Here is a 14554-nt window from a genome sequence, read left to right as displayed (position 1 = left end):
AGCGGCGGTGCCGGGGCGGGCGGAATCGCCGAGATGCGCGCGGCGCTGGCGCGGCTGCGCGCGGCGACCGGGCTGCCGGTGGCCTTCGGCGGGCTGCTGCACGAGGCGGGGCGGCTGCGGATCGCGGAGCTGACCGGCGCGGCGACCGGCGCGCTGCGCGGTCTGGGGATCTCCTCGGGCAACGGGCTGGGCGGCAAGTCCATCGCGCTGGCGCGCCCCTGCGCGGTGACCGACTACCGGGAGGCGCGCCACATCAGCCACGAGTACGACGCCGCCGTGGCCGCCGAGGGGCTGCGCTCGGTGGTGGCGGTGCCCGTGGTCGTACGGCGCGAGGTGCGCGGGGTGCTGTACGGGGCGCTGCGCAGCGCGCTGCCGTTCGGTGAGCGGGTCCTGGACGCGGCGGTGAGCGCCGCCCGGGACATCGAGCAGGCGCTGGTCGTACGGGACGAGGTGCGGCGGCTGCTGTCGGTGACGCGGGAGCCGGTGGCGGGCGCGGGGGCCTGGGAGGAGGTACGGGCGGCGCACGGGGAGTTGCGGGCGCTGGCGCCCCGGATAGCGGATCCGGGGCTGCGCGAGGAGCTGCTCGCCGTCTGCGGTCGGCTGGCGGGGGCGGTGGAGCCGGCCCGCGCGGAGCCGTGTTCGTTCCCGGTGGCGCTCGCGCCGCGCGAGGTGGATGTGCTGGCCTGTGTCGCGGCGGGCTCGACCAACGCGGCGGCGGCCGAGGCGCTGGGGCTGCGGCCGGAGACGGTGAAGGGCTATCTGCGCGCGGCGATGCGGAAGCTGGGTGCCCACACCCGGCTGGAGGCGGTGGTGGCGGCGCGACGGGCGGGGCTGCTGCCCTGAACAGGGGGAAGGCGGATGGCGGCGGGCGGCGGGCGGTGGACGGGAGGCGGCAGGCGGCAGGCGGCGGGCGGCAGGCGGGAGCGGACGCGCCGCCGAGAGGGCGCGGGTCCTCTCGGCACCGGTCGACCCGTCGCTCCGACTGCCACGAGGACGCCTTGGGGATGTGATCCCGTACACGGCACACAGTCCCGGTCACGGCCTGTAGTACCGTGCCGCCATGAGTCCGAACCAGCCCGCGCGCGGCGCACGGGAGCGAGCGCGTCAGGCCATGCGGGCCGAAGTGGCCAGGACGGTCCAGGATCTGGTCCTGGAGCGGGGCTACGAGGAGACGACCGTGGACGACATCTGCGCCGCCGCCGAGATCTCCCGCTCCACGTTCTTCCGGTACTTCTCCTCCAAGGAAGAGGCGCTCTTCGGCACGGTGGACGACGTGGGCGCGTATCTGCGGGACGCGCTCGCCGCCCGGCCGGCCGACGAAACGCCCTGGGTCGCCATGCGGCGCGCGCTCACTCCGCTGATCGAGGAGTACGAGGCCCACGACGAGCACACCCGGCGGCTCACCCGTCTGATGGTGAACACCCCCGCGCTGGCCGCCTGGCACCGGGAGAAGAACGCCCGCTGGCACGAGCTGCTCCGGCCCGAGATCGCCCGCCGCCTCGGGGCCGACCCGGCGGACGCTTCCGACCCGCGCGCCAACGCCGTGATCGGCGCGGCCCTGGGATGCGTCGAGGCGGCCCTGATCGCGTGGACCTCGGACACCGCGCCGCGCACGCTCGACGAGATCCTGGACCGCGCCATGGGCGTCGCCTACCACGTGGAGTGAGACAGCGGCGGCGCTCCGCCCGGCACCCGGGAAACTCGGTGGAGCCCCGCCCGTCGCGGTCGCTAGGGTCGCCGGATGAGTACTCGTACCTTCCGCGTCACCGTCCGCGGTGTCTTCGCCGGACTCAGCGCCGAGCAGCGGGCCGAGCTGCTGGCCCGCGCCCCGGAACACGACGTCCTGCGGGCGGCGTTCACCCCCGAGGGCCACCTCAGCTACGACCTCGCCGCGCGCTCCGCCTTCACCTTCCGCTTCCAGGACACGGGAGAGGAAGAGGAGGACATCCTGGCGGCGACCGAACGCGCAGAAGAGGCGGCGAGGACATGGCTGGCCGAGCGCGGCTACGCCCACAACAACCTCCGGAGCAGCGCCGAGGACCTCTCCCAGGCGCCACTGGGCAAACGGCAGCGCCGCGCCGCGGCCCAGAAGAGCGCCTGACGCCGCGCGGCGGCGCGCGCACCGCCCGCCGCGCCCGCTCCCCGGCACGGAGCGGGGGCCGGTGGTCCGGGGCTGCCCCCGGCCCACCGGCCCCCGACGCTCCGCCGGATCGCCCAGGGCCTGTCTGCCACATAGCGCCGTCCGCCCGGAGGGCGGGGCTCGCGGCGTCTGGTGCGCTGCGCTCGCTGCGCCTCGGCGAGCGTGCGTGCCAGACACCGCGAGCCCCGCGGGATGTGTCTCCCTAGACCCGGGGCGCCGCGGGACGCCGGGCGGGCCGGGCCAGGGTGTAGCCCGCGATTCCGGCGAGCGCGCCGAGCACGCCGCCGCCCACGGTCCACAGCCAGCGGTCGGTCCAGCGGCCCGAGGACCAGCCGCCCTCGGGCTCGACGCCGGACGCGGCCAGCCGCGCCCCCTCGCTCGACGCGCCGCCGCCGCTCTGCGAGACGGTGGTACGGCCCGGGGTGAGCGGTACGGAGAGCTTGCCGTCGACCGCCTGGGCGCCGCCCTGGGAGGGCGCCTGCGCCTCGATCTCGGTGGTGACCGGCAGCCCGAGGTCCTGCTCCTGGGCGTCGAGGACCGTCAGCCGTACGAAGTAGCTGCCCGGCAGCGGGTCGGCGGACCACGGCTCCGCCCAGGCCCGTACGGTCCGCAGCACGCAGCGCAGCTCGACCGACGACTTGTCCGCCGTGAGCGTCCTGGTCTGCGCGCCGTACACACACGCCTGGCGGCGGCGCAGCCCGTCGTAGACGTCGATCTGCCAGGTCACCGGTCCCTTGCGGGCGGCGGCGCTGTCGGGCAGCGCGATCTTGGCCTTGACGGTGGCGCGCTGGCCCACGTCGACGGGGAAGACCCAGTAGAGGTAGTCACCCGTGGAGGCGCCTGCCGTGGCGCGCTGGCCGGGCCGGAAGGCGGTGGCCGTACGGAACGACGTACCGGCCTCCGTCGGCGCCTGCGCGCTGTCGGAGCCGTCGGAGGAGCCCGTGGCCGTGCCGGAGGGGTCCGGGGTCTCGTCGGCGGCGGCGGCTCCGGCCGTGCCGAGCAGCAGCGCGGCGGCGAGCAGGGAACCGGTGAACATGCCGGTGATACGCATCAGTTGCTCCAGACGAGACGCAGGCGCGAGATCCAGCCCCACAGCAGTCCGGCGACCAGCCCGGTGAGGGCGAGGACGCCGAGCAGCCACCAGCCGCGGCCGAGGCCGAAGGAGGCGACGTCGGAGGCGGTGTCGGGCGCGTCGACGAGGTCGACGGTCAGCTCGACGGGCAGCCCGGGGGTGGTCTTGACGGAGGCGGGCGCGGAGAAGGAGTTGCTGACCTGGAGGCAGACCGTCTCGGCGGCCTGCTTGTCGTCGTCGTCCGTGTCGTCCTGCTCGGGCTTGGGGTAGCGCAGCCCGGACGAGATCACGTCCGTACGCCCGTCACCCGCTTCGGAGCCGCGGACGATCTCCCTGCCGTGGACGGTCACGGCGCGCAGCAGCACGCCGTAGTCCTGGTCGACGGCGCGGTCGGCGCCCACGCTCACGGAGGCGCGCAGTTCCTGGCCGGGCAGGACGTCGACGCGGTACCAGCGGTGCTCGGAGAACTTCTCGCGGTCGCTGTAGAGGCCGGGCTTGATCTGCGGGGCGTCGGCGCAGCGCGCCGCGCCCTCGGTGGCGACCGGGTTGACCACCGGGTCGGCGGCGCGGTCCACCAACTGGGTGACCCGGCGGGAGAGTTCGTCGGTGTGCTGGACGGCGGTGAAGGTGCCGCCGGTGGCCTCGGCGATGCAGGTGAGCTGCTGACGGGTCTTCTCGTCGGGCACCAGGCCCAGGGTGTCGATGGTGAGGTGGATGCCCTTGGCGGCGATCTCGCGCGCCACCTCGCACGGGTCGAGCGGGGCGCAGGTGTCCTCGCCGTCGGTGATGAGGACGATGCGCCGGCTGGCGTCACCGTCCTCGCCGAGGTCCTGGGCCGCGCCGAGCAGCGCGGGGCCGATGGGGGTCCAGCCGGTGGGGACGAGGGTGGCGACGGCGGTCTTCGCCTCCGTACGGTCCAGCGGGCCCACCGGGTAGAGCTGCTTGGTGTCCTTGCAGCCGACCTTGGTGTCCTTGCCCGGATAGTCGGCTCCGAGGGTGCGGATGCCCAGTTCCACCCCCTCAGGCACCGCGTCCAGTACGTCGTTGAACGCCTGCTTGGCCGCCGTCATACGGGACTTGCCGTCGATGTCGCGGGTCCGCATGGAGCCGCTGACATCGAGGACGAGATCGACTCTGGGCGCCGGACCCGCGGGTTCGTCGGCGGCGGCAGCGGCGGGAGGGAAAAGCCCTACGGCCAGGGTGGCCACCAGACCGCACACGACGGCTGCCGACCGGCTACTTATGATCATCGCCGGATGATAATGAGAATGGCCCCACGGGAACAAACGAGAGCTGACGCAGCGTCAACTCCCTTGCTGTCAAATGGCACGGCGGTCCGGCGGCCACCTCTGGCCACACCGGCGGCGCCCCGGACCGCCCGCCAGGCCACTCCTCTCACCGAGCCCTCTTGACCGGCCTTTTCTGTTCATGGGAGCGCTCCCAGTGGTTGGATGACTGGCAGCCCGCACTCCCGTTCACGCATCAGTCCGGGCACAGGCCGACTGGGAGGTCCCACGATGGTGGCGAAGGTGACAAAGGCGCGTACGGGCCAGCCCACCCTGGAGGAGGTCGCCGCGCTCGCGGGGGTCGGCCGGGGCACGGTCTCCCGTGTCATCAACAACTCGCCCCGCGTGAAGGACACCACCCGGCATCTGGTCGAGCAGGCGATCGCCCAGCTCGGGTACGTTCCCAACCGGGCCGCGCGCGCCCTGGCGGGCAGCCGCACGGACGCCGTGGCGCTGGTGATACCCGAGACCGAGAAACGGTTCTTCGAGGAGCCCTACTTCTCCGACATCGTGCACGGCGTCGGCGACGCGCTGGCCGACACCGACCTGCAGCTCCTGCTCACCCTGGTCCGCACGGACAAGGAGCGGCAGCGCTTCCTCCAGTACGCCCGCGCCCGCCGCGTCGACGGCGTCCTCCTCGTCTCCGTGCACGGCAGCGATCCGCTGCCCGACCTGCTGGCGGAGATGGAGATGCCGACGGTGCTGAGCGGACGGCGGTCGGGGGACGAGTCCGTCTCGTACGTCGACTCGGACAACGTGGGCGGCGCGCGGGCGGCCGTACGCCATCTCGCGGAGTCCGGGCGGCGGGAGATCGCGACCATCACGGGACCGCTGGACATGTACGTGGCGCAGTGCCGGCTGCGCGGGTACGAGGAGGCGGTCGGGGACACCCCCGGCGGCGGCTCCTGGATCGCGCACGGCGACTTCACCGAGGAGAGCGGCCGGCGCGCGATGGGTGAGCTGCTGATCCGCAACCCGGACCTCGACGCGGTCTTCGCCGCCTCCGACGTGATGGCGGTGGGCGCCCTGCACACCCTGCGGGCCCGGGGCCGCAGGGTGCCGGAGGACGTGGCCGTGGTGGGGTTCGACGACTCCCCCATCTCCCGGCACACCGACCCCCAGCTGACCACCGTGCGTCAGCCCGTGGAGGAGATGGGCCGGACGATGGCGCGGGTGCTGCTGGAGACGCTGAGCGATTCCTCGGCGGCGTGGCAGCACGTGGTGCTGCGTACGGAGCTGGTCGAGCGCGCCTCGGGCTGACGCCGGGGGTACGGCGGGGGGGACGGCGGGGAGACAGGGCGGCGCGGCGACGAGGCGACGGCGGCGCGGGCGACGGGCGCGGGCGACAGGGCGAACCGCCGCGACGGGCCGCCCGGATCGGCCGCACCGGGCACCGTCACCGACCTTGACGCGGACGGATCGCTCGACAAGACTTATGGGAGCGCTCCCACGCCGGAGGAGGCGGCTCCTCCATTCGCCGCCCCGCTCGGGCTGCCGCAACCCGGCGCCGGGAGCGCCGCCCCGCCCATGAGGCGGGCCGAGGCTCCGTCGCGTGCCCCATCCGTGGGGGACGCGGCATGCGACGGAGCCTCAGAGCCTGCCGGGTGACCTGTGACCTGGCGCGCGCGTGTGCCGGTCACCGCGCCGCACGCCGCCGCTCGCGCCCGCCGCCGGGGCCTCGTGGTGGATCGGGGTGCGCGCCCCGGTCAGCGGGCCTCCGCCGCCGCCCCGCCGGGCCGCCACGATCTCCGCCGCGATCGACAGCGCGGTCTCCTCCGGCGTACGGGCGCCGAGGTCCAGGCCGATCGGCGAGCGGAGCCGGGCGAGCCGGTCCTCGGGGACGCCCGCCTCGCGCAGCCGTCTCTCCCGGTCCAGGTGCGTGCGCCGTGAGCCCATCGCGCCGACGAACCCGACCGGCAGCCCCAGCGCCAGCTTCAGCAGCGGCACGTCGAACCGGGCGTCGTGCGTCAGCACGCAGAGCACCGTACGGCCGTCGACGCGGGCCGACTCCAGGTAGCGGTGCGGCCAGTCGACCACGACCTCGTCGGCGCCCGGGAAGCGCTCACGCGTGGTGAAGACCGGCCGCGCGTCGCAGACCGTCACGTGGTAGCCGAGGAACCGGCCCGCGCCGACCAGCGCGGCGGCGTAGTCGACGGCGCCGAAGATGATCATGCGCGGGGGCTCGGTGCTCGACTCGACCAGGAGCGTCAGCGGCTCCCCGCGACGCGAGCCGCGCTCCCCGATGACGACGGTCCGCGTGCGGCCCGCGTCGAGCAGGGCGCGCGCCTCGGCCGCCGCCGTACGGTCCAGTTCGCGATGGGCGCCGAGAGTGCCCTCGTACGACCCGTCCGGGCGGACCAGCAGCGCCCGGCCGCGCAGCGCGTCCGGGCCCTCGGCGACCCGGGCGAGCGCCGCCACCTCCCCCCGTACGGCGGCGCGGAGCGCGGCGGCGACCACCGCGCCGTCGGGCGAGCCGGCCCGTACCGGGGTGACCAGGACGTCGATGACACCGCCGCAGGTCAGCCCGGCGGCGAAGGCGTCGTCGTCGCTGTAGCCGAACCGTTCGAGCACGGCGCGCCCGTCCCGCAGGGCCTGTTGGCACAGCTCGTAGACGGCGGCCTCCACGCAGCCGCCGGAGACCGAGCCGATCACCGCGCCCCCGCCGTCGACGGCGAGCGCGGCCCCAGGGAGCCGGGGCGCGCTGCCGCTGACCGCCACGACCGTGGCGACGGCGACGTCACGGCCCTGCGCGAGCCACCGGCTCAGCTCGTCGGCGATGTCCAGCATGCGCGCCTCCTCACGTCCCGGTGCCGGTGCCCTGACCGGAGCCCGTGCCCGTACCGGTGCCGGTGCCCTGACCGGAGCCCGTGCCCGTGCCGGTCAGGTGCTCGGGGCGTACCGGGGTCCGGTTCAGTGCGAGACCGGTCGCGTCCCTGATGGCGGCCAGCACCGCCGGCGTGGCCGAGAGCGTCGGCGCCTCGCCGACACCGCGCAGCCCGTACGGCGCGTGCTGATCGGCGAGTTCGAGCACGTCGACCGGGATGGCCGGGGTGTCGAGGATGGTGGGGATCAGATAGTCGGTGAAGGACGGGTTGCGCACCTTCGCCGTCGCGGGGTCCACGATGATCTCCTCCATGACCGCCACCCCCAGGCCCTGGGTCGTGCCGCCCTGGATCTGGCCGACGACGGACAGCGGGTTGAGCGCCTTGCCGACGTCCTGCGCGACGGCCAGCTCGACCACCTTGACCAGGCCCAGCTCCGTATCGACCTCCACGACGGCGCGGTGCGCGGCGAACGAGTACTGGACGTGGCCGTTGCCCTGTCCCGTACGGAGGTCGAACGCCTCGGTCGGGCGGTGGCGCCACTCCAGCTCCAGGTCCACCGCCTCGTCCCCCAGCACGTCCGCCAGGTCGGCCAGTACCTCGCCGCCGTCGGTGACCACCTTGCCGTCCTCCAGGAGCAGTTCGGCGGTGGCCCAGGCGGGGTGGTACGTGCCGAACTTGCGCCGGCCGATCTCCAGGACCTTCGCCCTGACGTTCTCGCAGGTGTGCTTCACGGCGCCGCCCGTCACATAGGTCTGCCGGGAGGCGGACGTGCCGCCCGCCGAGCCGACCCGGGTGTCCGCCGGGTGGATGGTGACCTGGGCGACGCCGAGTTCGGTACGGGCGATCTGCGCGTGGACGGTGACGCCGCCCTGGCCGACCTCGGCCATCGCCGTGTGGACGACGGCGACCGGCACCCCGTTGAGCGCTTCGAGCCGCACCCGCGCGGTGGAGTAGTCGTCGAAGCCCTCGGAGAAGCCGACGTTCTTGATGCCGACCGCGTAGCCGATGCCCCGTACGACGCCCTCGCCGTGCGTGGTGTTGGACAGGCCGCCCGGCAGCGCCCGTACGTCCGGCGCCTCCCCCGCCGTCAGCCACTGCCGCTCGGGCGGCAGCGGCCGGGCCCTGACCCGGCGCAGCAGTTCGGCGACGGGCGCGGGGGAGTCGACGACCTGGCCGGTGGGCAGCCGCGAGCCCTGTTCCATGGCGTTGATCCGGCGGAACTCCACCGGGTCCATGCCGAGCGCGGCGGCCACCTTGTCCATCTGCGCCTCGTAGGCGAAGCACGCCTGTACGGCGCCGAAGCCGCGCATCGCGCCGCAGGGCGGGTTGTTGGTGTACAGCCCGACCGCCTCGATGTCGACGTCCTCGACGACGTACGGGCCCGCCGCGAGGGAGGCGGCGTTGCCGACGACCGCCGGGGTGGAGGAGGCGTAGGCCCCGCCGTCCAGCACGATCCGGCACTTCAGGTGGGTGAGCTTCCCGTCGCGGGTCGCGCCGTGCTCGTAGTGCAGCCGGGCGGGATGGCGGTGGACATGGCCGAAGAAGGACTCGAAGCGGTTGTAGACGATTTTGACGGGCTTGCCGGTGCGCAGCGCCAGCAGACAGGCGTGGATCTGCATCGAGAGATCCTCCCGGCCGCCGAAGGCCCCGCCGACGCCGGAGAGCGTCATGCGGACCTTGTCCTCGGGCAGGCCGAGGACGGGCGCGATCTGCCACAGGTCGGAGTGGAGCCACTGGGTGGCGACGTACAGTTCGACGCCGCCGTCCTCGGCGGGCACGGCGAGGCCGGACTCCGGGCCGAGGAACGCCTGGTCCTGCATGCCGAAGACGTAGTCGCCCGTGACGGTCACGTCGGCGCGCGCGGCGGCCTTCGCGGCGTCGCCCCGGACGACCGGCTGGCGGTGGACGACGTTCGGGTGCGGGACGTGGCCGCTGTGGTGGTCGGTCCGGTCCGCGTGGAGCAGCGGCGCGTCCCCGGCCGTCGCCGTCGCCTCGTCGGTGACCAGCGGCAGCGCCGCGTAGTCGACGCGGATCTTCGCGGCGGCGCGGCGGGCGGTCTCGGGGTGGTCGGCGGCGACGAGGGCGACCGGCTCGCCGTGGTGGCGGACCTTGCCGTGGGCGAGTACGGGGGTGTCCTGGAACTCCAGGCCGTAGTTCTTGACGGGCGAGGGGAGGTCGTCGTAGGTGAGCACGGCGTACACGCCGGGGGTGGCGAGGGCCTCCGCGGTGTCGATGGACCGGATCTCGGCGTGGGCCTCGGTGGAGCGCAGGGTGTGGCCCCACAGCATGTCCTCGTGCCACAGGTCGGAGGCGTACGCGAACTCGCCCTCGACCTTGAGGACACCGTCCGGGCGGAGGGTGGACTCGCCGATCCCGCCCCTGGTCCCCGATCCCTGGGTGAGGCTGGTGGGCACGCCGAGCGGGGCGCGGGTACGGGGAGCGGTCACGGCGTGGCCCCCTCGTCCCGGCGGGCGGCGGCGAGGCGGACCGCGTCGAGGATCTTCTCGTAGCCGGTGCAGCGGCAGAGGTTGCCGGAGAGCGCCTCGCGGATGTCCGCGTCGGAGGGCGACGGGTTGCGCTCCAGCATCTCGTCGGTGGCGACGAGCAGGCCGGGGGTGCAGAAGCCGCACTGTACGGCGCCCGCGTCGACGAACGCCCGCTGGACGGGGGAGAGCGCGGCGGCCTCGTCGTCCGCGCCGGCGTCCCGGCCGGCGCGGTCCCTGGCCTGCTGGGCCAGTCCCTCCACGGTGACGACCTCGCGGCCCTCGGCCTGGCCGGCCGCGACCAGGCAGGCGCAGACCGGGACGCCGTCGAGCCGTACCGTGCAGGAGCCGCACTCGCCCTGTTCGCAGGCGTTCTTGGAGCCGGGCAGCCCCATGCGTTCGCGCAGCACGTACAGGAGGCTCTCGCCCTCCCAGACGTCGTCGGCGTACTGCCGGCGTCCGTTGACCGTGAGATCGACTCGCATGGTTACGCGGCTCCTTCGAGGCGACGGGCTCCCCGGTACTGGTCCCAGACCCAGCCGAGCTGACGGCGTGCCATGACGCCGACCGCGTGGCGGCGGTAGGCGGCGGTGCCGCGCACGTCGTCGATGGGGGCGCAGGCGGCCGAGGCGAGGGTGGCGAACTCCTTGACGAGCGAGGGTGCGAGGGTCGCGCCGTTCTCCCAGAAGCCGCCCTCGTCGAGCGCGGCGGTCAGGAACGCCTCGGCGTCGCGGGCCCGTACGGGGGTGGGGGCGGCGGAGCCGATGCCGGTGCGTACGGTCCTGGACCGGGGGTGCAGGGCGAGCGCGAAGGCGCAGACGGCGATGACCATCGCGTTGCGGGTGCCGACCTTGGAGAACTGCTGCGGTCCCCCGGCCTTCTCGATGTGGACGGCCCTGATGAGTTCGTCGGGGGCGAGGGCGTTGCGTTTGACCCCGGTGTAGAAGGCGTCGATCGGGATGAGCCGGGAGCCGCGCACCGACTCGGCCTCGACCCGGGCCCCGGCCGCGAGCAGCGCGGGGTGCGCGTCGCCCGCCGGGGAGGCGGTGCCGAGGTTGCCCCCGACGCCGCCCCGGTTGCGGATCTGGGGCGAGGCGACGGTGTGCGCGGCGAGGGCGAGACCGGGCAGCGGGCCCCGCAGGTGCTCCATGATGTGGGCGTAGGGGACGCAGGCGCCCAGCCGGACGGTCCGCTCGCCGACCGTCCAGTCGCGCAGCTCCCCGAGGCGGCCGAGGTCGAGCAGGTGTTCCGGCCGCCGGTGATCGAAGTTGATCTCGACCATGACGTCGGTGCCACCCGCGAGGGGCACGGCCGCGGGGTGCGCTGCCTTGGCGGCGAGCGCCTCCTCCCAGCTGGCGGGGCGAAGGAAGTCCATGAGTGGCCCTCTTCATTCTTGGATTCTGTTGTCGCGGCCGGAGGCAGCCGTACGGCGGCCGACGGCGATCGCCGGGGTCCGGGAACAGCGGGTTCACACCAGTACACAAGCAGTGGTTCCGTGCCGGGCAGTCACCAAAACCATGAAGGAATTGGCCGCCCTCCTCCAGAGTCTTGTAGATTCGAACGAAAGGCGAGGCGTCGGTAACCGAACGGTCTTCCGCCCGAAACCCGCGGCGTCCTCACGCCACCCCAGGGCCCGTCGGAGCCCGGAAACCACACGAGAGATCGGCGGCGACGAGATGCGGCTGCGCGCACTGCTGGAGACCGACGCGCTGGGGCTGCGGCTGCTGGGCGGCGCGGACGAGCTGGACCGGACCGTACGCGGGGTGATGACCACCGATCTGCGCGATCCCAGCCGCTATCTCTCGGGCGGCGAGCTGGTCCTGACGGGGCTCGCCTGGTGGCGCCGGGCCGGGGAGTCGGAGCCGTTCGTACGGATCCTGGCGGGCGCGGGGGTCGCCGGGCTCGCGGCGGGCGAGGCGGAGCTGGCCGGTGTCCCGGACGATCTGATCGAGGCGTGCGCGCACCACCGGCTGCCGCTCTTCGCCGTGCACGAGAGCGTGGCCTTCGCCACCATCACCGAGCATGTGGTGCGCCAGGTCTCCGGCGAGCGGGCCGGGGACCTGGCGGCCGTCGTCGAGCGGCACCGCAGGCTGATGACCTCGGGCCCGGCGGGCGGCGGACCCGAGGTGGTCCTGGACCTGCTCGGCTCCGACCTCGACCTGCGGGCCTGGGTGCTCTCCCCCACCGGCCGCCGGATCGCGGGCGCGGCCGGGGCGCTGGAACCGGCGCGGGCGGCGGCGCTCGCGGGCGAGCAGCTGGCCGCCGTGCGCGCGGGGCGGCGCGGCCCGCACCGTACGACGGCCGGCTCCACGGTCTACTCGCTGTTCCCGGTCGCCGTGCCCGATCAGGGCGTACGGGACGCGCGGCAGAGCGCGCTGGGCGACTGGCTGCTCGCGGTGGAGGCGGACGCGGCGGACTGGCCGGCCGAGCGGCTGGATCTGCTCCAGGGGGTGGCCCAGCTGATCGCGGTCGAACGGGAGCGGCGCGACGCGACGCGTACGGTGCGGCGGCGGCTGGCCGAGGAGGTGCTGGAGCTGGTCTCGGCGGGCGCGGCCCCCGCCGAGATCGACGCGCGGCTGCGGGTGGCCGCGCAGGTGCTGCTGCCGGGCGCGGCCCCGGTGCCGCTCTGGCAGCTGGTCGTGGCCAGGGTCGACTGGACGGGCGCGGAGAGCGGCGGAGGCGATACGCGGGTGGGCGCCGTCGCGGACGGCGCGGTGGCCAGGTCGCTGCTGGAGGAGATCCTCGTCTCCCCGGCGGGGGCGGACACGGGGACCGACGCGGCGGCGGGCGCGGGCGCGGAGTACGACCGGATCGCGGTGGCCCGGGACGGCGACGAGGCGATCGCGCTGGTGCCGCTGCCCGCGCCCGCGCCGACCCGGGCGCCGGAGGACAGCGCCGCACCGGGCGTTGACGGCGCGTCGGAGGACGGCGCCGCGACAGCGGCGACAGCGGCGACAGCGGCGACAGCGGCGACAGCTCAGGAACTGCGGGCCCCGGCGCCGGAAGCGGCCCGCGCGGTGGACGCGGAGGCGCTCCTCGCCGCCGTGCGGGCCCCGCTCACGCGCGGCCTCGCGGACGACGGCAGGCTGACCCTGGGCGTCAGCGCGGCGGTGCACTCCGCGGACGGGCTGCGCGGCGCCCTGGAGGAGGCGCGTCACGCGCGCCGGGTGGCGGCGGCCCGGCCGGGCCGGGTCAGCGCGGCGGGCCACCACGAGCTGGCCTCCCACGTGCTCCTGCTGCCGTTCGTCCCGGACGACGTGCGCCGGGCCTTCACCGCCCGCCTGCTGGACCCGCTGCGCGCGTACGACCGGCGCCACCGCGCCGAGCTGATCCCCACGCTGGAGGCGTTCCTCGACTGCGACGGCTCCTGGACCCGGTGCGCGGCCAGGCTCCATCTGCATGTGAACACACTGCGCTACCGGGTGGGCAGGATCGAACAGCTGACGGGGCGTGACCTGTCCCGGCTGGAGGACAAGCTGGACTTCTTCCTGGCACTGAGGATGATCTGACGCCGAGTCGGCGGCGGGAGCCTGCCGCCCCGCCCCCGCCGCGCCCTCTCGCGGTCTCCGTTCAACCACCGTTGACCGCGTCACCCGGAATGCTGGGCGGGAGGATCCACCGCGCTCAGGGGACGGTGCGCGGCGCCCGCGTCACGGGCCGTTGCCGCGTCAGTCGTCCCAGGTGACGGGCGTGATGACGGCCCGAAGGGGCTCGCGGCGGCCGGCCGCGCGCTCCGGAGCCGCGCGCTCGCCGCGCCCCCGCGACGACCAGGCGATTGTGAAATCTTTCACCTGACCTATTGGCCGCACGTGGTGATCCATGCTGAGATGCCTCCACACTCAACAGCACAATGGCGCGCTCGGGGAGGGCAATGTGGCGCATTCCGCCATGTCTGGTTCCGGAACCATCTCTGGTGACGACCCTCTCCAGACAGCCATATGGCGGCTGCGCTCGCGCGGCTGTTGGACGGACGCGGCGGCGCTGCTCGCGCCGCACGCCACCGCTCCCGCCCCGGCGCTCCAGCGCGCCGCGCTGCTCGTGGAGCGCTGTCTGTTCACCGGGGGCGGCTGGCCGGAGGCCGAGGACGCCCTGCGCGCGGCGGAGGCCACGGCCCGCGAGGACCACGAACGCGGCGCCGCCGCCTGTGAGCGCGGTCATCTCGCGTACGCCTCGACCGTCCTCGGCGTGCGCGACCGCGCGGACGAGGCGCGGGCGGCGCTCGGGCGGGCCGCCGCGCTGCTCGATCCGGCGGCACGGGGGCGGGCGCTGCTCGACTTCCGGCGCGGGCTGATCGCCGAACACCTCTCCGACTCGCCGCAGTCGGCGCGCGCCGCCTACCGCAGGGCGCACGCCGCCGCCACGGCGCACGGCGAGACGCTGCTGCTCTCCTTCACCTGGCGCCATCTGGCCGGTCTCGCTCTGCGCGAGGGGGAGTTGGCGGAGGCGCGGCACGGTTTCGCGGAGTCCCTCCGTATCCGCGAGGAGCTGGGCTACCTGGTGGGTACGGCGCCCGCGCTGGCCGCGCTCGCCGACGCGGAGCCGGAGCCGGAGGCGACCCGGCTGCGCTCGGAGGCGGGCCGGCTGTTCCGGCTCCTGGGCGGCGTCCCCACCTGGCTGGCCGAGCAGCTCACCCCGCCGCAGGCCCCGGCTCTGTGACGGCCCCGGCCGGGCCGTCGGCCGGAGCGGGGGCCGGGCCGTCGGCCGGGACCGGAGCGGGGGCCGGGCCGTCGGCCGGAGCGGGGGCCGGG

At 74.9% G+C, this 14554-nt stretch carries 12 protein-coding genes and 1 pseudogene; 6 read left to right on the top strand and 7 right to left on the bottom strand.

Annotated features, from left to right (window positions below; genetic code table 11):
- The first annotated feature begins 33 nt into the window (after window positions 1–33).
- From DVH02_RS21285 to DVH02_RS21275, 3 genes are all read left to right on the top strand, one after another.
- A complete protein-coding gene (locus tag DVH02_RS21285) occupies window positions 34–843 on the top strand; it encodes a helix-turn-helix transcriptional regulator (protein WP_114625433.1) in 810 nt (269 codons plus the stop codon).
- A gap of 217 nt (window positions 844–1060) precedes the next feature.
- Window positions 1061–1666 (top strand): TetR family transcriptional regulator, encoded by a 606-nt coding sequence (locus DVH02_RS21280; protein ID WP_233518365.1) that lies wholly within the window; start codon window positions 1061–1063, stop codon window positions 1664–1666.
- 75 nt (window positions 1667–1741) lie between these two features.
- Entirely contained in the window at window positions 1742–2101 is a 360-nt protein-coding gene (locus DVH02_RS21275; RefSeq protein WP_114625422.1) for a DUF6204 family protein, read from the top strand.
- 241 nt (window positions 2102–2342) lie between these two features.
- On the opposite strand, the gene DVH02_RS21270 is transcribed toward DVH02_RS21275, so the two are convergent.
- Both DVH02_RS21270 and DVH02_RS21265 read right to left on the bottom strand, forming a co-directional pair.
- Window positions 2343–3191 carry a hypothetical protein gene (locus DVH02_RS21270; RefSeq protein ID WP_233518364.1) on the bottom strand — a complete coding sequence of 283 codons (849 nt, stop codon included), beginning with the start codon at window positions 3189–3191 and terminating at the stop codon, window positions 2343–2345.
- Window positions 3191–4462 (bottom strand): VWA domain-containing protein, encoded by a 1272-nt coding sequence (locus DVH02_RS21265; protein WP_114625421.1) that lies wholly within the window; start codon window positions 4460–4462, stop codon window positions 3191–3193. Before DVH02_RS21265 ends, DVH02_RS21270 begins: the two co-directional genes overlap by 1 nt.
- Before the next feature lie 267 nt (window positions 4463–4729).
- On the opposite strand from DVH02_RS21265, the gene DVH02_RS21260 reads away from it, so the two are divergent.
- A complete protein-coding gene (locus DVH02_RS21260) occupies window positions 4730–5758 on the top strand; it encodes a LacI family DNA-binding transcriptional regulator (protein ID WP_114625420.1) in 1029 nt (342 codons plus the stop codon).
- Between the two features lie 330 nt (window positions 5759–6088).
- On the opposite strand, the gene DVH02_RS21255 is transcribed toward DVH02_RS21260, so the two are convergent.
- The 4 genes and pseudogenes from DVH02_RS21255 to DVH02_RS21240 form a co-directional block, all read right to left on the bottom strand.
- Window positions 6089–7285 (bottom strand): XdhC family protein, encoded by a 1197-nt coding sequence (locus DVH02_RS21255; RefSeq protein WP_114625419.1) that lies wholly within the window; start codon window positions 7283–7285, stop codon window positions 6089–6091.
- Window positions 7286–7370: 85 nt separating this feature from the next.
- Window positions 7371–9770: pseudogene (locus tag DVH02_RS21250) on the bottom strand (xanthine dehydrogenase family protein molybdopterin-binding subunit); the annotation flags it as partial.
- Entirely contained in the window at window positions 9767–10291 is a 525-nt protein-coding gene (locus tag DVH02_RS21245) for a (2Fe-2S)-binding protein (RefSeq protein WP_114625417.1), read from the bottom strand. The gene DVH02_RS21245 and the pseudogene DVH02_RS21250, both read right to left, overlap by 4 nt.
- A 2-nt stretch (window positions 10292–10293) precedes the next feature.
- The gene (locus tag DVH02_RS21240; protein WP_114625416.1) at window positions 10294–11181 is read right to left on the bottom strand and encodes an FAD binding domain-containing protein; all 888 of its coding nucleotides are present in this window, start codon (window positions 11179–11181) and stop codon (window positions 10294–10296) included.
- 301 nt (window positions 11182–11482) lie between these two features.
- Here DVH02_RS21240 and DVH02_RS21235 point away from each other — a divergent pair, with 301 nt between their 5' ends.
- Window positions 11483–13315, top strand: a complete 1833-nt coding sequence (locus tag DVH02_RS21235) for a PucR family transcriptional regulator (RefSeq protein WP_114625415.1) — start codon at window positions 11483–11485, stop codon at window positions 13313–13315.
- Window positions 13316–13474: 159 nt separating this feature from the next.
- On the opposite strand, the gene DVH02_RS36800 is transcribed toward DVH02_RS21235, so the two are convergent.
- Entirely contained in the window at window positions 13475–13597 is a 123-nt protein-coding gene (locus tag DVH02_RS36800; protein WP_267899071.1) for a hypothetical protein, read from the bottom strand.
- A 97-nt stretch (window positions 13598–13694) separates the two neighbouring features.
- On the opposite strand from DVH02_RS36800, the gene DVH02_RS21230 reads away from it, so the two are divergent.
- Window positions 13695–14462 (top strand): hypothetical protein, encoded by a 768-nt coding sequence (locus DVH02_RS21230; protein ID WP_233518363.1) that lies wholly within the window; start codon window positions 13695–13697, stop codon window positions 14460–14462.
- Window positions 14463–14554 lie beyond the last annotated feature (92 nt).

It is taken from the genome of Streptomyces corynorhini, from assembly GCF_003346515.1.
Taxonomy (GTDB): Bacteria; Actinomycetota; Actinomycetes; order Streptomycetales; family Streptomycetaceae; genus Streptomyces; species Streptomyces corynorhini.
Note: the sequence above shows the minus strand (reverse complement) of the source record. Positions and strands in the feature narration are given on the sequence as shown.